Below are 21,630 nucleotides of genomic sequence, written 5' to 3' on the forward strand. Positions count from 1 at the left end.
AATGAGTGCGTCTGCCACATTCGGTAAAGGCAACCATGAGTTGTTGCCCAGCGCCGTCGATCTGGACGCGTTGATCCGCGCCGAACACCGCGATCCGTTCTCCATGTTGGGCCCCCACAGCGATGGCAAGGATGGCCAGGTGATCCGAGCCTACCTGCCCAATGCGTTGGGGGTGCGTGTGCTGTCCGGCGACGGTCAGCGCGACCTTGGCGAACTGACCATGAGCGACAAGCCCGGCTTCTTTGCCGGGCAATTCCCGGTGCGCGAGCCGTACCTGTTGAAGATCAACTGGGCCACCGGTGAACAGATCACCGAAGACCCTTACAGCTTCGGTCAGTTGCTCGGCGAAATGGACCTGTACCTGTTCGCCGAAGGCAACCACCGCGACCTCAGCAGCGCGCTGGGTGCGCAGCTGAAAACCATCGATGGCATCGACGGCGTGCGCTTCGCCGTGTGGGCGCCCAATGCGCGGCGGGTGTCGGTGGTCGGCGACTTCAACAGTTGGGACGGGCGCCGTCACCCGATGCGCCTGCGCCATCCGGCCGGAGTCTGGGAAATCTTCATTCCGCGCATCGGTCCCGGTGAGCACTACAAGTACGAAATTCTCGGCCAGCACGGCATTCTGCCGCTGAAGGCCGACCCGATGGCACTGGCTACCGCGCTGCCGCCGGACACTGCGTCGAAAGTCGCGGCACCGCTGCAGTTCGAGTGGCAGGACACCGACTGGATGCAGTCGCGCGGTGACAAGCAGAACATCCATTCGCCGCTGTCGATCTATGAGCTGCATGCCGGTTCCTGGCAAAAAATCTGGCAGACCGATGACAAGGGCGAGAACGGCCACTGGCGGCTGTGCAACTGGCAGGAGCTGGCTGAACGGTTGATTCCGTACATTCAGGAACTGGGTTTCACCCACATCGAGCTGATGCCGATCATGGAGCACCCGTTTGGTGGATCCTGGGGTTATCAGCTGCTGTCGCAATTCGCCCCGAGCGCCCGTTATGGCACGGCGCAGCAGTTCGCTGCATTCGTCGATGCCTGCCACCGCGCCAACATCGGCGTGATTCTTGACTGGGTGCCGGCGCATTTCCCCACTGACACCCACGGTCTGGCGCAATTCGACGGCACCGCGCTGTACGAATACGGCAACCCGCAGGAAGGCTTTCACCAGGACTGGGACACGCTGATCTACAACTTGGGCCGCACCGAGGTCCACGGGTTCATGATTGCTTCGGGCCTGCACTGGCTCAAGCATTTCCACATCGACGGCCTGCGTGTGGACGCGGTGGCCTCGATGCTCTATCGCGACTATTCGCGCAAGGCCGGGGAGTGGGTGCCGAACCGCTTTGGCGGCCGGGAGAACCTGGAGGCCATCGATTTTCTGCGTCATCTCAACGATGTCGTTGCGCTGGAAGCACCGGGTGCGATGGTCATCGCCGAAGAGTCCACGGCCTGGCCCGGCGTCACCGGTCAGACCCAGCAGGGCGGTCTTGGTTTTTCGTGGAAATGGAACATGGGCTGGATGCACGACACCCTGCATTACATCCAGCAGGATCCGATCCATCGTCAGCATCACCACAACGAGCTGAGTTTCGGCCTGGTGTACGCCTGGTCCGAGCGGTTCATCCTGCCGATTTCCCACGACGAAGTGGTACACGGCAAGCACTCGCTGATCGACAAGATGCCCGGCGACCGCTGGCAGAAGTTCGCCAACTTGCGCGCCTATCTGACGTTCATGTGGACCCATCCGGGCAAGAAGCTGCTGTTCATGGGCTGCGAGTTCGGCCAATGGCGTGAGTGGAACCATGACGAGCAACTGGATTGGTACTTGTTGCAGTATCAGGAACACATCGGCGTGAAAAAGCTGGTGACCGACCTCAACCAGTTGTATCGCAGTGAAAAGGCCCTGCATGACCGCGACACCGAACCGATGGGCTTCCAGTGGTTGATCGGCGACGATGCCGGTAACAGCGTCTACGCCTACATGCGCTGGAGCCGCGAGGGTGAGCCGCTGCTGGTGGTGGCCAACCTGACGCCGGTACCGCGCCATGATTACCGGGTCGGCGTGCCGTTTACCGGTAAATGGGCGGAGCTGTTCAACAGCGATGCGGGGATTTATGCCGGTTCCAACGTCGGCAATGGCGGCGGCGTGGTGGCCGAGGAAATCCTCAGCCACGGCCAGGCCGCCTCCCTGTCGCTGAACCTGCCGCCGTTGGCGGTGGTGGTGTTCAAACCGACCGGCGAGCAGGGCTGACCATTGTAGGAGCGTGGCTTGTCTCGCGACCGGCGGGGAACCCGTCGTAAAACCGCAAAACGCGATGCGCCTGAAACGGCCAATGCGCATGGATTTACGACGGGTTCCCCGCCGGTCGCAGGACAAGCCAGCTCCTACAGTGAATTGCATGCATCCTGGACAGGGCGGGCGTCAGCGCCTGTAGGAGCGCGCTTGCCCGCGATGGCGATCTGTCTGATGCCGCAACGGTGACTGACACTCTGCTATCGCGGGCAAGCGCGCTCCTACGGTATCGGTAATTGTCGAAACTCCCGCAGACGCTCCAAATCACTGTAGGAGTGAGCTTGCTCGCGATAGCGGCGGGGCAGGCAACATCGATGTGACTGAACGAACATCATCGTCGGAGTGCCGCCCAGAGCAAGCTCACTCCTACAAGGTGGTGTGTTTGTCGACATTCTTGTGGATACCGCAACCCAGTGTAAGTGCGTGCCACCAGCAGTCTGGTTTCATCTGCACTGCTGGCAATCTGGACTAGGCTCTCTACGTCGGCGCAATTGCGTCGACACCGTGATCGAACAGTCCCCGGCGATGTACCGGGCATTCACCTGATCAGGAGAGCACGATGGATCTCAACCGTCGGCAGTTCTTCAAGGTCGCTGCCATAGGCCTTGGAGGCTCGAGCCTGGCCGCGTTGGGGATGGCCCCGACGCCGGCGTTCGCCGAGCAGATACGCCATTTCAAGCTCGCCCACACCCATGAAACCCGCAACACCTGTCCGTATTGCTCGGTCGGCTGCGGCTTGATCATGTACAGCCAGGGCGACGCCGCAAAAAACGTGGCGCAGAACATCATCCATATCGAAGGCGACGCCGACCATCCGGTCAACCGCGGCACCCTGTGCCCGAAAGGCGCGGGCCTGCTCGACTTCATTCACAGCCCGGGCCGTCTGCATTACCCGCAGGTGCGCAAGCCCGGTAGCAAGGAATGGACGCGGATCTCCTGGGAAGACGCGCTGGACCGCGTGGCCGACCTGATGAAGGCCGACCGCGATGCCAACTTCATCGAGAAGAACGACAAGGGCCAGACGGTGAACCGCTGGCTGACCACAGGCTTCCTCGCGGCTTCGGCGGCGTCCAACGAAGCCGGCTACATGACGCACAAGATCGTCCGCGCAACCGGCATGCTGGGGTTCGATAACCAGGCACGTGTCTGACATGGCCCGACGGTGGCAAGTCTTGCCCCGACGTATGGCCGTGGCGCCATGACCAATACCTGGTCGGATATCGCCAACGCGAATCTGATTCTGGTCATGGGCGGCAACTCGGCAGAAGCGCACCCTTGCGGTTTCAAATGGGTGACCGAAGCCAAGGCACACAACCAGGCCCGCCTGATCGTGGTCGACCCGCGCTATACGCGGACTGCCTCGGTGTCCGACTATTACGCGCCGATCCGCACCGGCACCGATATCGCCTTCATGGGCGGTCTGATCAATTACCTGCTGACCCAGGACAAGATCCAGCACGAATACGTACGCAACTACACCGACGTGTCGTTCATCGTCAAAGCCGGTTTCGGCTTCGAAGACGGCATCTTCAGTGGCTACGACGCGTCCAAACGGCTGTACACCGACAAGTCCGGCTGGGGCTACGAGATCGGCGAAGACGGTTTCGCCAGGGTCGACCCGACCCTGCAGGACCCACGCTGCGTCTATCAATTGCTGAAAACCCACTACAGCCGCTACACACCGGAAATCGCCAGCCTGATCTGCGGCATGCCGCAGGGCCAGATGATGAAAATCTGGGAAGAGATCGCCACCTGCTCGACACCGGGCAAGACCATGACGATTCTCTACGCGCTGGGCTGGACGCAGCACTCCATCGGTGCGCAGATCATCCGCAGCGCCGCCATGGTCCAGTTGCTGCTGGGCAACATTGGCATGCCCGGTGGCGGGATGAACGCCCTGCGCGGTCACTCCAACATCCAGGGCCTGACGGACCTGGGCCTGTTGTCCAACTCGCTGCCGGGTTACATGACCCTGGCCGGTGACGCCGAGCAGGACTATGACGCCTACATCGCCAAACGCACGCAGAAACCGCTGCGTCCCGGCCAGCTGTCCTACTACCAGAACTACAGCAAGTTCCACGTCAGCCTGATGAAGTCCTGGTATGGCGCCAACGCCACGGCCGAGAACAAATGGGGCTTTGACTGGCTGCCGAAGCTGGATATTCCCGGCTACGACGTGCTGAAAATGTTCGACCTGATGGGCCAGGGCAAGGTCAACGGCTACTTCTGTCAGGGCTTCAACCCGATTGCCGCCTTGCCGGACAAGAACCGCGTGATGAAGGCGCTGGCCAAACTCAAGTGGCTGGTGGTGATGGACCCGCTGGCCACCGAAACCTCGGAGTTCTGGCGCAACGTCGGGCCGTACAACGATGTACAGAGCGACAATATCCGGACCGAAGTGATTCGCCTGCCCACCACCTGTTTTGCCGAAGAGGACGGCTCTCTGGTCAACAGCGCGCGCTGGCTGCAGTGGCATTACAAGGGCGCCGAAGGGCCTGGCGAGGCGATCACCGACGTGCGGATCATGAGCGAGTTGTTCCTGCGTCTGCGCAAGCGCTACAAGGAGGAGGGCGGTGCCTTCCCGGATCCGCTGCTCAACCTCAGCTGGCCGTACAAGGTGCCGGAAGAACCTTCGCCGGAGGAAATCGCCAAGGAAATCAACGGCGCAGCCACCACCGACTTCACCGATGCCAGCGGCGCGGCGGTCAAGGGCGGCGCGCAACTGGCCGGTTTTGCCCAGCTCAAGGACGACGGCAGCACGTCTTCCGGTTGCTGGATTTTCTGCGGCAGCTGGACCGAGGCCGGCAATCAGATGGCCCGTCGCGACAACAGCGACCCTTACGGCATGCACCAGCATCAGGGCTGGGCCTGGGCGTGGCCGAACAACCGGCGGATCCTCTACAACCGCGCCTCCGCCGACCCGCAAGGCAAACCCTGGGATCCGAAGAAACGCCTGGTGTGGTGGAACGGCAAGACCTGGACCGGCACCGACGTGCCGGACTTCAAGGTCGATTCGCCGCCGGAAGCCGGCATGAACCCGTTCATCATGAACCCCGAAGGCGTGGCGCGATTCTTCGCCGTCGGTTTGATGAACGAAGGGCCATTCCCGGAACACTACGAGCCGTTCGAAACCCCGATCGGCATCAACCCGCTGCACCCGAACAACAAGCAGGCGACCAGCAATCCGGCCGGGCGCATCTTCGATTCGGTGTGGGACACGCTGGGCGTCGCCAAGGATTTCCCGTACGCGGCGACCAGCTACCGGTTGACCGAGCACTTCCACTACTGGAGCAAGCATTGCCGGCTCAACGCCATTGCCCAGCCGGAACAGTTCGTCGAAATCGGCGAAGTGCTGGCCAAGGAGAAGGGCATCGCGGCGGGGGATCGGGTGCGGGTCAGTTGCAAGCGCGGCTTCATCGAAGCGGTCGCGGTGGTGACCAAACGCATTCGGCCGTTGCAGGTGAACAATCAGGTGGTGCACCAGATCGGCATCCCGATCCATTGGGGTTTCACCGGCACCACGCGCAACGGCTACCTGGCCAACACGCTGGTGCCGTTCCTCGGTGACGGCAACAGCCAGACCCCGGAATCCAAGTCGTTCCTGGTCAACGTGGAGAAAATCTGATGGCCATTCAAGACGTCATTGCCCGCTCGGCCACCACCACGGTGCCGTCCTCGGTGCGTCAGCTTGAAGAGGTCGCCAAGCTGATCGACACCACCAAGTGCATCGGTTGCAAGGCCTGCCAGGTCGCCTGTTCGGAATGGAACGAACTGCGCGACGAGGTCGGCCACAACCACGGCACCTACAACAACCCGCAGGACCTGAGCGCAGAGACCTGGACCCTGATGCGCTTCACCGAGCACGAAACCGCCGACAACAACCTGGAGTGGCTCATCCGCAAGGACGGCTGCATGCACTGCGCCGAGCCGGGCTGCCTGAAAGCCTGCCCGAGCCCCGGCGCGATCATCCAGCACGCCAACGGCATCGTCGATTTCAACCAGGATCACTGCATCGGCTGCGGTTATTGCATCACCGGTTGTCCGTTCAACATTCCGCGCATCTCGCAGAAAGACCACAAGGCGTACAAATGTACTCTTTGCTCGGATCGAGTGTCGGTGGGGCTGGAACCGGCCTGCGTGAAAACCTGCCCGACCGGCGCCATCGTCTTCGGCACCAAGGAAGACATGAAGGTGCACGCCGCCGAGCGGGTGGTCGATCTCAAGTCCCGTGGCTTTGAAAATGCGGGGTTGTACGACCCGGCGGGCGTCGGCGGTACCCACGTGATGTACGTGTTGCACCATGCCGACGATCCGCAGCGTTACGCCGGCTTGCCTCACGACCCGCAAATCAGCCCGCTGGTGGGCCTGTGGAAAGGCGTCAGCAAACCACTGGGCCTGCTGGCGATGGGCGTGGCGGTGCTGGCCGGGTTCTTCCATTACGTACGGATCGGCCCGCAGCGTGAAGAAGAGGAACATGTCGGCGACGCCAGCGTCCACGAAGTCGACCCGGCGGTGCATGTCTACGATCCCGGCAGCGCTGATCGCGGCAGACCGGGACCTGAAGGGGAGCGACGGCCATGAGCGATAATCGTGAACCGGGCAAGACCATCCAGCGCTACAACCCCAACGAGCGGACCAACCACTGGCTGGTGGCGATCCTTTTTTTCATGGCCGGCCTGTCGGGCCTGGCGCTGTTTCACCCGGCGATGTTCTGGCTGACGAATCTGTTCGGCGGCGGACCGTGGACGCGCATCCTGCACCCGTTCATGGGGGTGGCGATGTTCGTGTTTTTCATGGGCCTGGTGATCCGTTTCTGGCGCGCCAACCTGTTCATTGCCAATGACCGTCTGTGGCTCAAGCGCATCGACCGGGTGATGGTGAATTCCGAGGAAGGCGTGCCACCGATTGGCAAATACAACCCCGGACAGAAGCTGCTGTTCTGGACCCTGCTGCTGTGCATGCTCGGGCTGCTGGTCAGCGGTGTGGTGATCTGGCGGGCGTATTTCAGCCAATACTTCGACATCACCGTGATTCGCTTCGGCGCGTTGATTCATGCGCTGGCCGGTTTCGTGCTGATCACCAGCATCATCGTGCACATCTACGCCGGCATCTGGATCAAGGGTTCGGTGGGGGCGATGCTGCATGGCTGGGTCAGCCGTACCTGGGCGAAGAAACACCATGAACTGTGGTATCGGCAGATCACCGAGAAGGAATCGCCGCCGACCGCTGGCGGTCAACCACGGGTGACGAAAAAAGGATGAGCCATTGAGCCAGATTCTGGAACCTGGGGAAATCGAAGCGGCGGCCAGTGCGCCGCCGTTTTTGTACATGCCGCCGGCCAACCTGTTTGCCGTGCGGGCTGCGCGGCTGGAAACGCTCGCCACGGGCAATCCGCTGGCGGCGTATCTGCACTTGATTGCCGGGGTGTGTCGGACGCAGCAAAGCCTGCTCGATCTGCCGCCCGGCGACTGGCTACCGGATGCCCAGCGTGTGGCGCTGTGTCGCCAGCACGGTCTGCCACCGTTGGCCGCCGACAGCCTGGTGCGCGAGGCGCCATGGCAGGTGTATCTCGATGCTTTTCTCGCGCGGTATACGGCTCCTGCGCAAACCGAGGTACAACAGGCGCTCAGGCAATTGCGCGAGGCGGACGACGGGCAGCGCAAGGCGTGGGCCATCTGCCTGCTCAGTGGCCAGTACGCCGGGGTGCCGGTGGCGCTGATGCCGTTTCTCGGCGCGGCATTGCAGGCGGCCTGGAGCCATTGGCTGTTCAACCTGCCGTCGCACGATCTGCAACCCGGCGACAGCCTGAGCCAGTGCCCGGCCTGTGGTTCGCCGGCCATGGCCGGGGTGATTCGCCATCGCGGCAAACACAACGGCCTGCGTTATCTGGTCTGTTCGCTGTGTGCCTGCGAGTGGCATGTGGTGCGGGTCAAGTGCGTGCAGTGCGAGCAGAGCAAGGGCCTTAAATACGTGAGCCTCGACGATGACCGCGTGGCCGCCGAGAAGGCGCCGTTGCGTGCCGAGGTCTGTCCCGGCTGCAACAGCTACCTCAAGCAGATCTACCTGGAGAGTGATGCTGAAGCCGAAGCGCTGTCGGCGGACCTGGCGAGCCTGGCCCTGGACATGCGCCTCGATCTGGAAGGTTACCAGCGCCTCGCGCCCAACCTGATGCTCGCGCCCGGAGGGGAGTGAAATACGCGGCTACACTCAGGCCAGACCAGCGATAGCCTGCTACGGTGCATTTATCGCCAAACCCTGTAGGAGTGAGCTTGCTCGCGATAGCCTTCTGTCAGACAGCTCCTTGTGACTGAACGGACGCCATCGCGAGCAAGCTCACTCCTACGGAATTTGGGTTTGTCGATGTTCGCGGATGCCGGACTGCTACGCGTCGAGTGAGATTCAGAGAATTATCGGAGCCGCTGCATGCCCGCCAACCCCGCCTCGATTTTCCCCCGTTTGCCTTCCATCGACAGCCTTTTGCGCCATCCCGCCTGCCAGCCACTGACCGACCGTTATGGCCGCGACGCGGTGCTGGCAGCCTTGCGTCAACTGCTCGATGACGTCCGCGAGGCGGCATTGGCCGGGCAACTCGATGCCGTGGAGCAGGGTGCAGAGATACTGCTGGGGCGGGCCGCCGAACGGCTGGCGATACAGCACCAGAGCCGGGTACGTCGGGTGTTCAACCTCACCGGCACCGTGCTGCACACCAACCTCGGCCGGGCATTGTTGCCGGAGGAAGCCATCGAGGCGATCCAGACCGCCGCGCGTTATCCGCTGAATCTGGAATTCGACCTGGCCAGCGGCAAGCGAGGTGACCGTGACGACCTGATCGAAGGGTTGATCCGTGAGCTGACCGGCGCCGAGGCGGTGACTGTGGTCAACAACAATGCCGCTGCGGTGCTGCTGGCCCTCAACAGCCTCGGCGCGCGCAAGGAAGGCATCATTTCCCGGGGCGAACTGATCGAGATCGGTGGCGCCTTCCGCATCCCCGACATCATGAGCCGCGCCGGGGTGAAGCTGCACGAGATCGGCACCACCAACCGCACCCACGCCAGGGATTACGAAGCGGCGATCAACCCGCGCACCGGCCTGCTGATGCGTGTGCACACCAGCAACTACAGCATTCAGGGTTTCACCAGCAGCGTACCGACCGTGGAGCTGGCGCGCATCGCCCATCAGCACGGCTTGCCGCTGCTGGAAGACCTCGGCAGCGGCAGCCTGCTGGATCTGACCCGCTGGGGCTTGCCCGCCGAGCCCACCGTGCGCCAGACCCTCGCCGAAGGTGCCGACATCGTCACCTTCAGCGGCGACAAACTGCTGGGCGGCCCCCAGGCGGGAATCATCGTCGGCAGTAAAGAGTTGATCGGCAAGATCAAGAAGAACCCGTTGAAACGCGCCTTGCGGGTCGACAAGCTGACCCTTGCGGCGCTGGAGGCGGTGCTCGGTCTGTACCGTGATCCGGAGCGTCTGGCCTTGCGCCTGCCGACCCTGCGTCTGCTGACCCGCCCGCAGGCGGAGATACTGGCTCAGGCTGAACGCCTGCGCCCCTTGCTGGCGGCGGCACTGGGCGAGCATTGGAGTGTGTCGGTGCAGCCGAGCCTGGGCATGATCGGCAGCGGCAGCCAGCCGGTGGCGCGCCTTCCCAGCGCGGCGCTGCATTTACGACCGATCGTCTCCAAAAAACTCAGGGGCCGCTGTCTGCATGAGTTGGAGGCAGCGTTGCGCGGCTTGCCGATCCCGGTGTTGGGACGTATCGACGATGACGCCTTGTGGCTGGATCTGCGCCAGCTCGATGACGAAACGGGCTGGATTGCACAGTTGAGCCAGTTGCACATGGAGGACACGCAGGGGTGATTGTCGGAACCGCCGGACACATCGACCATGGCAAGACCGCGTTACTGGAGGCATTGACCGGTCAGGCCGGTGATCGCCGCCGCGAAGAGCGCGAGCGTGGCATCACCATCGACCTGGGCTATGTCTACGCCAGCCTGATCCCGCAGGCGCCGCTGACCGGCTTTGTCGACGTGCCGGGCCACGAGCGCTTCATTCACAACATGCTGGCCGGCGCTCAGGGTATCGATCTGGTGCTGCTGGTGGTGGCCGCCGACGACGGGGTGATGCCGCAGACCCGTGAGCATCTGGCAATCGTCGAATTGCTCGGGATTGCGAAACTGTGGGTGGTGATCAGCAAGTGCGACCGGGTCGAGTCGGCGCGGGTCAGGCAGGTACAGATCGAGGTGCAGCATCTACTGGCGCCGGGGCCCTACGCCGAGGCGAAGCAATTCGTGGTCTCCAGCCACAACGGCGAAGGCATCGAAACCCTGCGTCAGGCCTTGCTGGCAGCGGAGGGCGAGGTGAGCGAGCGCAGCGACCGTGGCGGCTTTCGGCTGGACATCGACCGGGCGTTCAACGTGGTCGGTGCCGGCATCGTGGTGACTGGCACCGCGCTGGCCGGGCAGGTCACGGTCGGCGACACTCTGGCCCTGGGACAGGCTGGCAAACCGGTCCGGATCCGTGGCCTGCACGCGCAGAATCAGACTGCCAGTCAGGCCCGTGCCGGCCAGCGTGTGGCCTTGAACCTGGGTGCGGAACGGCTGGCGCTGGAGCAGATTCACCGGGGCGACTGGGTGCTGTCCGAATGGCTGTTCGCGCCGACCCAGCGGATCGACATCGACTTTCAATTGCTGCCCGGCGAGACCCGCACCTTCGAACATTTCACCCCGGTACACGTGCACATCGGCACCCAGGATGTGACGGCCCGGGTCGCCTTGCTGGAGGGCAACCGCCTGCTGCCGGGCCAGCGCATGTTCGCCCAGTTGCTGCTCAACGCGCCGATCCATGCCGTGCACGGTGACCGCTTGGTGCTGCGCGATCACAATGCCCAGCGCACGCTGGGTGGCGGTCGGGTGCTCGATCCGTTTGCGCCGTCCCGACAGCGCCGCAGTGGCGAGCGCCTGAAACAATTGGAGCTGCTGGCAACGGCCGACAGTCTGGAGCAGGTGTTGCCGGCCTTGCTTGCCCACAGCGACAGCGGTATCGATCCGCAACGGCTGGAGCGGCAATTCAATCGCCTGCGCGCCAGCTGGCGGTTGCCGGACGATGTGCAGTTGATCGCGACGCGCCAGGGCCCGTTGCTGTTCAGCCACGAACGCTGGCAGGCGTTGCAGAAACAGGTGCTGGCGCAACTGGCGCGCTTCCATGAACAGGAACCCGACCAGCTAGGCCCGGATCGAGACCGCCTGCGGCGTTTCTGTGCGCTGCCTCTGGAGCGCTCGGCGTTTGTCGCGTTGATCGACGAATTGCTGGCCGGCGCCGCCATCCACAGCAGCGGGCCGTGGTTGCACCTGCCGCAGCACCGAGTGCAATTGAATGAACTCGACGCCGCGCTGTGGCAACAGTTGCTGCCGCTGATGGAGCAGGGCGGTTTCGACCCGCCGTGGGTACGCGATCTGGCAAGCGCAAGCGGCCAGGCCGAAGGCGACGTGCGTCTGCTGTTGCGCAAGTTGGCGCGGATCGGCGAGGCGCATCAGGTGGTGCGGGATCTGTTCTATCCGCAGACCACGGTCGAACGAATGGTGGCTATGCTGTTGCAACTGGCCGAGCGTGAGCCGGTGATTCAGGCTGCAGCGTTTCGCGACCAACTGGGCATCGGCCGCAAGCGCAGCATCCAGATTCTCGAGTTTTTCGACCGTATCGGCCTGACCCGGCGCTTGGGCGACCAGCGCCGGATTCGTCCGGACAACGCACTGGCCCATGGCGGGCTGCGAAGCGATACGGTCTGATCGATCAAGGAAGGCAATCGCGCCCGGTGGCGCGGCCGGGCTTCAAACCCGGTTGGGGACGGCAGCCGTTCCCGGGCAGGTTCGACTCCCGCTGCCTTCCGCCATTTCTCTCCAACATTCCCAGCGCGCCAACATGCCCAACGCGTGCTTTCTGTAGGAGCTGGCTTGCCCTGCGAGCGGCGACGAAGTCGTCGTAAAACCTGTGCATGCGGTTTGTCTGTCACACCGCGTTTACCGGATTTACGACTGCTGCGCAGCCGGTCGCAGGGCGAGCCAGCTCCTACAAGAGACCGCAGACAGGCCGCCAGACCGGGCGCTACCGCCTTTCTGTCTGACGAACGCAACCTGTCTGTAGTGAACCTGACTCCATTTCCACTGTCAGTTGACCACTGTGCGCGCAGCGCGTCGGGTCACGCGGCCCCAATGTTGTCAGAGAAATCCTGCGTGTTCGCTTGCCTTTCCCCGCAGTTGCAGCGCGTTGCCCGTCGCTGTCGGCCAGGCTTTTGTCCATGTTTCGACCGGCCCGATCATCCGGCCTTTTCTTTTTATTTTTTGTTGAAGATTGCCCATGCCTCTATCTCGCCCGTTTTCCATCGCTTCCCGTTCTACCGCGCTTGGCGCCGTTGTCGCGGGCGTCCTGCTTGCCGGCAATGTGGCACCGGCTCAGGCCGAAACCACCAGCAAGGACCGTTGGGTCACCGACACCCTCAGCACCTACGTGCGCAGCGGCCCCACTGACGGTTACCGCATTGTCGGCACCTTGAAGTCGGGGCAGAAAGTCGAACTGCTCACCACTCAGGGCGATTACAGCCAGGTGCGCGGCGGGTCCGGCGACACCGTGTGGATTCCCTCCAATGACCTGCAGGAAGTGCCCGGCCAGGCCGAGCGCCTGCCACAGCTGACTCAGGAAGTGGCAGACCTGAGCGCTCGGCTGAAGAGCATCGACGATGACTGGAAAACCAAGGTCCAGGGCATGCAGGAAACCCTCGACTCGCGCAAGAAACTGGTGGACGAGCTGGAAGCGCGGAGCAAGGACCTCAACGCACAGTTGAGCGACGCCCAGTCGGAACTGCGCTCGACCCAGGCCAAGCTGAGCGACGAGAACAATCAGGTGCTGATGCGCTACATGGTCTACGGCGGCAGCATCGCCGGTGCAGGCCTGCTGCTGGGGCTGATCCTGCCGTCGCTGACCCGCGGGCGCAAACGCAACGATCGATGGTTCTGACATTTTTCACATCGCACCCGTAGCAGTCCGGGGGCGTACCGACGCTGTGCGGACGGCGCTGATCCTGTGGGAGGGAACCCTGCTCGCGAAAGCGTCGTGTCAGCCAGCGCAAGAGTGTCTGAACTGACGCATTCGCGAGCAGGGCTCCCTCCCACAGTGGTTATGTGTAGGGGAGGCAGGTTGCCCAATAACTTCCGGCTATCAAATGCTGAACATTTGTCATTGGGAATTATCGCAGCGCTGATCTAGGTTCGACGGGCATTCAGAACCCCCGACGGACATAACAATGACAACAACAAGATCTGATGCCGCTGCGGCGGCTATTGAAAGTGCAATCGGCAAATGCCGCTGGAAGCTGCTGCCGTTTCTGGCGCTGATGTTCGCCCTGGCGATGATCGATCGCTCCAACGTGGGCTTTGCCAAGGCCGCGTTGCAGGCCGATGTGGGCCTGAGCAATGCCGCCTTCGCCCTCGGCGCCGGTATCTTTTTCATCGGTTACGCCATCTTCGAGGTGCCCAGCAACCTGATGCTGCACCGCGTCGGCGCGCGGGTCTGGCTGAGCCGGATCATGATCACCTGGGGCCTGGTCTCGGCCGCCATGATGTTCACCCACAGCGAAACCAGCTTTTACGTCCTGCGTTTCCTGCTTGGCGTGGCCGAAGCCGGGTTCTCGCCGGGCGTGATTCTGTACCTGACCTACTGGTTTCCGGCCCGTCGTCGCGGCCAGGCCATCGGTATCTATTACTTCGGCCTGCCGTTCGCGCTGATGCTGGGCAGCCCGCTGTCCGGCTGGTTGCTGGACATGCACGGCGTGTTCGAGCTGACCAACTGGCAGTGGATGTTCCTCGTCGAAGGCCTGGCCGCCGTGGTGGTCGGTGTCGTCGCGCTGTTCTATCTCAAGAGCAAGCCGGAAGAGGCCAACTGGCTGACCGCTGAAGAGAAAGCCGCGCTGAGTGCGGAGTTGCGAGCGGAAGACCAGCAGAAGCTCGACCACGGCCCGCGCAATCTGCTGGGTATGGTGCGCAACCTGCGGGTGCTGAAATTCATCCTGATCTACTTCAGCGTGCAGGTCAGTGTGTACGGCGTGATTTTCTATCTGCCGACGCGTATTGCCGAACTGCTCGGCACCACGGTGGGCCTGAAGGTCGGCATGCTGACCTCGATTCCGTGGCTGTGCGCCGCCGTGGTGATGTTCTTCGTCACCCGTTACGCCGACCGCAGCGCCCGCCATCTGCCGATGGCCATGTGCATGCTGGGCATGGCGGCGCTGGGGATCGCGGCGTCGACCTTGCTGGCCAGCCTGCCGCTGGTGCTGCTGTCGTTCTGTTTCGCGGCGGCGGGTTTCGTGACGGTGCAGCCGTTGTTCTGGACCCTGCCGACCGGCTATCTCGGCGGGGTTGCGGCAGCAGGCGGGATCGCCCTGATCGGCTCGCTCGGCAACATCGGCGGCTTCGTTGCGCCGATGCTTAAGGCCAACATGGAAATCTGGGTCGCCGATCCGCGTGCCGGCATGCTGGCGTTGTCCGCTGCCGGGGTAGTAGGGGTGATCCTGCTATGGACCCTGCATGCGCAAAAGCCTTCGCGCCCGGTGGAACAACAGGTCAGCCCGCAGGCGGCCGTGTCGCGTTAATCCTCGCTGTATCGTGCTGCCGCATTCCCTTTCGCAGGGGCGGCAGCGCTCCTCTTGCGACGGCCCAGTCGTCGATTCCGTGAAATATTTCGTCAACTTTTCCATCAGCCGCTACTTTTACAGGGCTCCTGTCGGTGTGTCTGCAGTGGCAAGGACGCAGGGCGTCGCCGGATATCCGGATCGCCCGATCAAGGCTGTTCCACATTAGAAAAAGAGAGTCGACCCCATGAAGTACGAAATCTTCGCCAGGTCGCTGGTTGCGACGGCACTCACCCTCACTGTCTCCAGCATCACTTACGCGGCCTCCGTGGCACCCGTCGCAGCGGAAAACGGCATGGTCGTCACCGCACAACACTTGGCGTCGCGCGTCGGCGTCGACGTGCTCAAATCCGGCGGCAACGCGGTCGATGCCGCCGTGGCCGTGGGCTACGCGCTGGCGGTGGTCTATCCGGCAGCGGGCAACCTGGGCGGCGGCGGGTTCATGACCGTGCAGCTGGCCGATGGCCGCAAGACCTTCCTCGATTTCCGCGAAAAAGCGCCGCTGGCGGCCACCGCCAACATGTACCTGGACAAGGATGGCAACGTCGTCCCGGATCTGAGCTCCAAGGGCCATCTGGCGGTCGGCGTACCGGGCACGGTCTCGGGCATGGAACTGGCGCTGAAAAAATACGGCACCAAGCAGCGCGCCGAAGTGATCGCGCCGGCGATCAAACTGGCGGAAAACGGCTTTGTGCTGGAGCAGGGTGACGTCGATCTGCTGGACTACGCCACCAAGGAATTCCAGGCCGACAAGGACCTCTCGGCGATCTTCCTGAACAAGGGTCAACCGCTGAAAGTCGGTGCGAAGCTGGTGCAGAAGGACCTGGCGAAAACCCTCAAGGAAATTTCCGCCAAAGGCAGCGACGGTTTCTACAAGGGCTGGGTGGCCAAGGCCATCGTCGATTCGAGCAAGGCCGGCAAGGGCATCATCGTCCAGGCTGACCTCGACAAATACAAAACCCGCGAACTGGCGCCCATCGAGTGCGATTACCGCGGATATCACGTGGTTTCCGCACCGCCTCCGAGCTCCGGCGGCGTCGTGATCTGCGAGATCATGAACATCCTTGAAGGCTACCCGATGAAGGATCTGGGCTATCACTCCGCCCAGGGCCTGCATTATCAGATCGAGGCTATGCGTCACGCCTACGTTGACCGCAACAGCTATCTGGGTGACCCGGACTTCGTGAAGAACCCGATCAGCCATCTGCTGGACCGCGATTACGCCGCCAAGCTGCGCGCCGCCATCGAACCGCAAAAGGCCGGAAACTCCCAGGCGATCAAACCGGGCGTGGCGCCGCACGAGGGCAACAACACCACGCATTACTCCATCGTCGACAAGTGGGGCAACGCGGTGTCGGTGACCTACACCCTCAACGACTGGTTCGGTGCCGGGGTGATGGCGAGCAAGACCGGGGTGATCCTCAACGACGAGATGGACGACTTCACCTCCAAGGTCGGTGTGCCGAACATGTACGGCCTGATTCAGGGTGAAGCCAACGCCATCGCACCGGGCAAGACGCCGCTGTCGTCGATGAGCCCGACCATCGTCACCAAGGACGGCAAGGCCGTGATGGTGGTGGGTACGCCGGGCGGTAGCCGGATCATCACTGCGACGCTGCTGACCATGCTCAACGTCATCGACTACGGCATGAACATTCAGGAAGCGGTGGATGCGCCGCGTTTCCACCAGCAATGGATGCCGGAAACCACCAACCTGGAAAACTTTGCGGTGAGCCCCGACACGCAGAAAATCCTCGAAAGCTGGGGCCACAAGTTTGCCGGACCACAGGATGCCAACCACCTGGCGGCGATTCTGGTCGGCGCACCTTCGCTGGAAGGCAAACCGGTCGGCAACAACCGCTTCTACGGGGCTAACGACCCTCGCCGCAACACCGGGCTGTCGCTGGGTTACTGAGCCCGCTGAAGCCTGAAACACGCCGGACAGGGCAGGGGAGCCCGCCCTGTCCGGTGTGATCCCGCGCAATTCCGGTTGCCAGATCGACCCTTTGTAGTGTTATGTTATAACTCTATTTTGTAAGCATTCTTGAGTGCTTGCCGGTTTCTGCGTGCCGAGAATTTCCAACCTGTATGAACAGTCCGCTCCCCGACGTTGCCTGCTCCGAACATTCGCTCTCGCTGTTGCCCCTGGACTGGGTCGGCATGCAGGGCATCGACATTCCCCTGATTCTTGACGAGGCCGGTGCCGAAGCGCCGGTACACGCGCGCGCCGATCTGCAAGTGGATCTGCCGCGCGCCGAGGTCAAGGGCATCCACATGTCGCGCCTGTACACGCTGCTGGATCGCTTCGCCGAACATCAGGCGGTGACGCCGGCGAGTCTGGCTGCATTGCTGGAATTGATGGTCGCCAGCCACGCCGATTGCCACAGCCGCAACGCTCGTCTGCGCTTGAGTTTCGCGCTGCTGTGCAAGCGTGCGGCGCTGGTGACTCAAGGCTTGAGCGGCTGGAAATCCTATCCGGTGGTGATCGATGCGCACTGGCAGGACGGCCGGTTGCAACTGCAGGCCAGTGTCGAAGTGACGTACTCCTCGACCTGCCCGTGTTCGGCAGCGTTGTCGCGGCAGTTGCTGGAACAGGCGTTTGTCGCCCACTTCGGCGTGGGCCCGGTGGACAGCGCAAGCGTCGCCGTGTGGTTGCGTCAGCACGGTTCCCACGCCACGCCCCACAGCCAGCGCAGCATTGCCGAAGTCCGCGTCGAGGTCGATCCACAGGCTGAACGCGTCGGCCTGCTGGCGCTGATCGATGGTGTCGAAGACGCGCTGGGGACACCGGTCCAGACCGCCGTCAAACGTGCCGACGAGCAGGCGTTCGCCCGCCTCAACGGACAGAACCTGATGTACGTCGAAGATGCGGCCCGCAGGATCCAGCAGCACTTGAGTGGACGCTATCCCGGCAGCAGCGTTGCGGTCCGGCATCTGGAAAGTCTGCATCCTCATGATGCGGTGGCGTCGGTGTCCAGCCTGGCACGGCAGACGCGCGGATGAACATGAAGGCCTTGGCGTTCACTCCGGACTGAGGCCCGTGCATCCAGTCGAGCCCCGTGGGAGGGAGCCCTGCTCGCGAAAGCGGTGAGGCAGTCAACACGGTTGTGATTGGATTGACGCGATCGCGGGCAAGCGCGCTCCTACGGGGAGGGTGTCGGACCGGGATGTACCTCACCCCACAAAACCGTGGGAGGGAGCTCTGCTCGCGAAGGCGTCAAGTCAGACACAACGACATTGAATGACACTCCGCTTTCGCGAGCAGGGCTCCCTCCCACAGGATTCTCTGCATTCTCTGCATTCTCTGCATTCTCTGCATTCTCTGCATTCTCTGCATTCTCTGCATTCTTCTCTACCAGGCAGGCCGGCAAGGGCATCAGCCCTGAAACGTCTCGCGATAGGCGTACAAGCCGGGCGCGCCGCCGGTCATGATGAACAGCACGTTGTCGCCCGGCTGATAACGGCCTTCGCGCAGGTCGTTCAGCAAGCCGGCGAAGGCCTTGCCGGAGTAGACCGGGTCGAGCAACAACCCTTCGCTGCGGGCCATCAGTCGAACCGCATCGAGCATTTCCTGCGTGGGCAGCCCGTAACCGCTGCCGAGTTGGCGACCGTCGATGTTCGGCGCAGCCGTGCTGGCGTCTGCCCCCAGCAACGCGAGCGTCGCATCCAGCAACTGGCGGGTCTTGTCGATGGCCGTGGCCTGATCGGCCAGCACGGCAAACGACCGCACCTGCGCCGGGTCACGCCCCAGCAAGGCAAAACCCGCAGCCAGTCCGGCATGGGTACCGGCGCTGCCGTTGGGCACGATGACCTGATTGAAGGTCACGCCGAACTGTGGCTCCTGGTCGGCGATTTCCGCCGCGCAGCGGGCATAACCCAGGGCGCCGAGCGGGGTCGAGCCGCCGGTGGGAATCACCACGGCCTTGCGACCTGCTGCCGCCAGTTGTGCGGCACGGGCCTGAGCCAGGGCCACGCTGTCGGTTCCGGCCGGATGAATCTCCATGCGAGCGCCAAACAGTTGATCCAGCAACACGTTGCCGTTGAGTGCGTAGTCGGTGTCCGACTTGGGCACGGCGCGGGTCAGGATCAGCTCGCAGTCCAGGCCAAGGCGCGCACAGGTGGCAGCGGTCAGGCGGGCATGGTTGGACTGCACGCCGCCGACGGTAATCACCGTGTCGATCCGCTCTTCAACCGAGCGGCCGAGCAGGTATTCCAGCTTGCGCAGCTTGTTGCCACCGCCGCCGATGCTCATGTGATCGTCGCGCTTGAGGTAAATGCCGACGCCTTTGGCGTACTGCCTGAGTGCCTGCTCCAGGCGGGTGGCGCGTTGTATCGGCGTCGGTCCGTCCAGCAGCGGCAGACGCGGTATGAATTGCAGCGCCTGATCCAGTGAGCTGTGCATCGCGTGTTCCTTGGATGAAAGTCGTGCCCGCGACTGTATTGATAACGGCCAACGTGATAAATGCAGCATTCGTTCGGCTATTTCTAACCAGAGGTTCGCAATGGACAGGCTTCGCAGCCTTGAGGTGTATGTGGCGGTCATCGAAAGCGGCAGCTTCACGGCGGCGGCGCGAGCTCTCGATATCTCGGCGGTGATGGTCGGCAAATACATCCAGGAACTGGAGCAGGGGCTTGCGGCACAACTGATCCAGCGCACCACGCGGCAGATGCGCGTGACCGAGTCTGGTCAGGCGTTTTATGCCGAAGCGCGGCAGGTGCTGGAGCAACTGCGCCGGGCTTATGAGAGTGTCGAGGGCCTGCAATCGGCGCCCAGCGGGCTGTTGCGCATCAGCGCGCCGATGACTCTCGGTTCCAGCGTGGTTGCGCCGCTGGTGGCGGATTTTCTGCTGGCCTGTCCGCAGGTGCGGGTCGAACTCATCCTCAACAACAACCCGGTGGATCTGTTGCAGGAAGGATTTGACGCCGCGTTTCGCATTGCTCGGCTGGATGAACTCGATCTGGTCGCCAGGCCTTTGCAGCCCTACGCCATGCTGATCTGCGCCGCGCCGGATTACCTGCAACGGCATGGCACGCCGCTGACACCGGCGGATCTCGGCCAGCACCGGTTGTTGGTGCACTCGACATGGACCCAGCGTTTCAACTGGGCACTGAAGGACGGCAGCCAGGAATTTCCCTGGCCGCAGGACTGGGTGATGAAGAGTAACGATGGCCCGGCCTTGCGGCTGGCGGCGCTGGCCGGTGCCGGGGTGTTGATGCAACCGCGCTTTCTGGTGGAGGACGATCTGGCCAGTGGTGCGCTGGTGTCGTTGCTGGAGGAGTTTCTGCCGGCGCCCAAGCCGGTTCACCTGATCTACCCGCCGCAGCGCTCGCGCCTGCCCAAGCTCAAGGCCTTCATCGATTTTGTCAGCGCCCGGCTGGGCCCGGACGCTGACACGCGGCACGCAGAGCAGCGCGGCTGATCAGCGGCGTTCGCGCAGGCTGCGTTCCATGCGGGCCAGGCCTTCCTCGAGCATCGACCGCGGACAGCCGAAGTTCAGGCGCACGAACTGGCCGCAGTCCGCGCCGAATTCCAGGCCGTCGCTGAGCGCGACCTTCGCTTGGGTGAGGAAAAACTGCTGCGGCTTTTCGATATCCAGCGCCGAGCAGTCCAGCCAGGCCAGATAGGTGCTCTGCGGCAGGTGCATGCGGATGCCGGGGAAACGGGTCTTGATGGCTTCGGCCAGGTAGTCGCGGTTGCCCTGAAGATACGCCATCACCGCGGCCAGCCACGGACCGCCCTCGCGGTAAGCCACTTCGGTGGCCTCAAGCCCGAGAGCATTGACGCTGTCGACCATGCCCAGGCGCCCGGCATTGAAGCGCTGACGCAGTTCGGCATTGGGCACGACGGCGAAGGCGGTTTTCAGCCCGGCGATGTTCCACGCCTTGCTGGCCGACATCAGCGTTATCGTGCGGGCGGCGATGTCGTCGCTGAGGGACGCTATCGGCACATGACGGCGACCGTCGAAGAGGATGTCGGCGTGGATTTCATCGGAGATGATCAGCACATCCTCGGCCACGCAGGCTTCGCCGATGGCGAGCAGTTCCTCGCGGTCGAACACTTTGCCCAGCGGGTTGTGCGGGTTGCTCAGCAACAAGGCGCGAGCCTTGGGCAGCGCGCGCTGCAAGGCGGTGACGTCGGTGTGGTATTCGCCGTTGGCATCGGCGTGCAGCGGCAGGTCGATGCGCGGCAGGTCCCAGTTGGCCGGGGCGTGCAGCAGCGGCGAGTAATTCGGCGTCTGCACCAGCACGCCGCTGCCGGCGGGCAGCAGCGCATGCAGGGCCATGTTCACGCCGGGCTCGACACCAGGCAGGAACACCAGATGCTCCGGGTCGATCTGCCAGCCATAGGCCGTCGCCAGATGGTTGACCAGGGTTTCGCGCAAGCTGTTCTGGGCGACGGAATAACCCAGCAACGGATGCTCCAGACGGGTTTTCAGCGCCTGCATGATCGGTTCGGCCACCGGGAAGTCCATGTCTGCCACCCACATTGGCAACACATCTTCGGGGTACTGGCTCCACTTCTTGCTGCCGGTGTTCAGGCGCTGATAAACGCTGTTCAGGTCCATGCTCGGGTCAATCTCGAAAAAAACGATGGGCGATTGTGCCAGAGCGGGAGCGCACTGTCTTTTCAATAGAAGTAGCCTTTAGAGGTTACTTTCTT

Annotated in this window: 15 protein-coding genes and 1 tRNA gene; 13 read left to right on the forward strand and 3 right to left on the reverse strand. The window is 63.0% G+C overall.

The annotated features are described in order from the left end of the window. The first annotated feature begins 1 nt into the window (after nt 1). The 8 genes from glgB (at nt 2) to ACIPL0_RS06175 (ending at nt 12,179) form a co-directional block, all read left to right on the forward strand. Nucleotides 2-2,251, forward strand: coding sequence for a 1,4-alpha-glucan branching protein GlgB (gene glgB / locus ACIPL0_RS06140; protein ID WP_400595900.1), 2,250 nt, complete (start codon nt 2-4; stop codon nt 2,249-2,251). Nucleotides 2,252-2,852: 601 nt separating this feature from the next. After that, nucleotides 2,853-5,918, forward strand: a complete 3,066-nt coding sequence (fdnG, locus tag ACIPL0_RS06145) for a formate dehydrogenase-N subunit alpha (protein WP_400595898.1) — start codon at nt 2,853-2,855, stop codon at nt 5,916-5,918. Beyond that, entirely contained in the window at nt 5,918-6,874 is a 957-nt protein-coding gene (gene fdxH / locus ACIPL0_RS06150) for a formate dehydrogenase subunit beta (RefSeq protein WP_400595896.1), read from the forward strand. The genes fdnG and fdxH overlap by 1 nt, the downstream gene beginning before the upstream one ends. Further along, the gene (locus ACIPL0_RS06155; protein ID WP_400595894.1) at nt 6,871-7,554 is read left to right on the forward strand and encodes a formate dehydrogenase subunit gamma; all 684 of its coding nucleotides are present in this window, start codon (nt 6,871-6,873) and stop codon (nt 7,552-7,554) included. The genes fdxH and ACIPL0_RS06155 overlap by 4 nt, the downstream gene beginning before the upstream one ends. Nucleotides 7,555-7,558: 4 nt before the next feature. Next, nucleotides 7,559-8,485 carry a formate dehydrogenase accessory protein FdhE gene (gene fdhE, locus ACIPL0_RS06160; protein WP_400595892.1) on the forward strand — a complete coding sequence of 309 codons (927 nt, stop codon included), beginning with the start codon at nt 7,559-7,561 and terminating at the stop codon, nt 8,483-8,485. A gap of 231 nt (nt 8,486-8,716) precedes the next feature. Continuing rightward, nucleotides 8,717-10,147, forward strand: coding sequence for an L-seryl-tRNA(Sec) selenium transferase (selA, locus tag ACIPL0_RS06165; protein WP_400595890.1), 1,431 nt, complete (start codon nt 8,717-8,719; stop codon nt 10,145-10,147). Further along, nucleotides 10,144-12,075 carry a selenocysteine-specific translation elongation factor gene (selB, locus tag ACIPL0_RS06170; RefSeq protein WP_400595888.1) on the forward strand — a complete coding sequence of 644 codons (1,932 nt, stop codon included), beginning with the start codon at nt 10,144-10,146 and terminating at the stop codon, nt 12,073-12,075. The genes selA and selB overlap by 4 nt, the downstream gene beginning before the upstream one ends. Nucleotides 12,076-12,083: 8 nt before the next feature. Beyond that, nucleotides 12,084-12,179: transfer RNA gene (locus tag ACIPL0_RS06175), tRNA-Sec, on the forward strand. Nucleotides 12,180-12,504: 325 nt separating this feature from the next. On the opposite strand, the gene ACIPL0_RS06180 is transcribed toward ACIPL0_RS06175, so the two are convergent. Continuing rightward, on the reverse strand, nt 12,505-12,645 hold the full coding sequence (locus ACIPL0_RS06180) for a hypothetical protein (RefSeq protein WP_400595886.1): 141 nt from the start codon (nt 12,643-12,645) through the stop codon (nt 12,505-12,507). Between ACIPL0_RS06180 and ACIPL0_RS06185 the strand changes: the two genes are divergently transcribed. The 4 genes from ACIPL0_RS06185 to folE2 all read left to right on the forward strand — a co-directional run bounded on the left by ACIPL0_RS06185 (nt 12,644) and on the right by folE2 (nt 17,972). Next, on the forward strand, nt 12,644-13,300 hold the full coding sequence (locus ACIPL0_RS06185; protein ID WP_400595884.1) for a TIGR04211 family SH3 domain-containing protein: 657 nt from the start codon (nt 12,644-12,646) through the stop codon (nt 13,298-13,300). The two genes, ACIPL0_RS06180 and ACIPL0_RS06185, sit on opposite strands and share 2 nt — an antisense overlap. A 286-nt stretch (nt 13,301-13,586) precedes the next feature. Next, the gene (locus tag ACIPL0_RS06190) at nt 13,587-14,930 is read left to right on the forward strand and encodes an MFS transporter (protein ID WP_400595882.1); all 1,344 of its coding nucleotides are present in this window, start codon (nt 13,587-13,589) and stop codon (nt 14,928-14,930) included. Nucleotides 14,931-15,156: 226 nt separating this feature from the next. Then, nucleotides 15,157-16,884: a gamma-glutamyltransferase gene (gene ggt, locus ACIPL0_RS06195; RefSeq protein ID WP_400595880.1), complete on the forward strand. Its 1,728-nt coding sequence runs from the start codon at nt 15,157-15,159 to the stop codon at nt 16,882-16,884. A 173-nt stretch (nt 16,885-17,057) separates the two neighbouring features. Continuing rightward, complete coding sequence (folE2, locus tag ACIPL0_RS06200; RefSeq protein ID WP_400595878.1) at nt 17,058-17,972, forward strand: GTP cyclohydrolase FolE2; 915 nt, start codon at nt 17,058-17,060, stop codon at nt 17,970-17,972. Nucleotides 17,973-18,345: 373 nt separating this feature from the next. Here folE2 and ACIPL0_RS06205 read toward each other — a convergent pair whose 3' ends face one another. Continuing rightward, on the reverse strand, nt 18,346-19,371 hold the full coding sequence (locus ACIPL0_RS06205) for a D-cysteine desulfhydrase family protein (protein ID WP_400595877.1): 1,026 nt from the start codon (nt 19,369-19,371) through the stop codon (nt 18,346-18,348). Nucleotides 19,372-19,471: 100 nt separating this feature from the next. Between ACIPL0_RS06205 and ACIPL0_RS06210 the strand changes: the two genes are divergently transcribed. Further along, a complete protein-coding gene (locus tag ACIPL0_RS06210) occupies nt 19,472-20,389 on the forward strand; it encodes a LysR family transcriptional regulator (protein WP_400595875.1) in 918 nt (305 codons plus the stop codon). Here the strand turns inward: ACIPL0_RS06210 and ACIPL0_RS06215 are convergent, their stop codons facing one another. Further along, nucleotides 20,390-21,535 carry a MalY/PatB family protein gene (locus ACIPL0_RS06215; RefSeq protein WP_400595873.1) on the reverse strand — a complete coding sequence of 382 codons (1,146 nt, stop codon included), beginning with the start codon at nt 21,533-21,535 and terminating at the stop codon, nt 20,390-20,392. It lies immediately after the preceding gene. Nucleotides 21,536-21,630: the final 95 nt, after the last annotated feature.

Origin of the sequence: Pseudomonas sp. NPDC090208 (genome assembly GCF_044746785.1) — a bacterium.
Lineage (GTDB): Bacteria > Pseudomonadota > Gammaproteobacteria > Pseudomonadales > Pseudomonadaceae > Aquipseudomonas.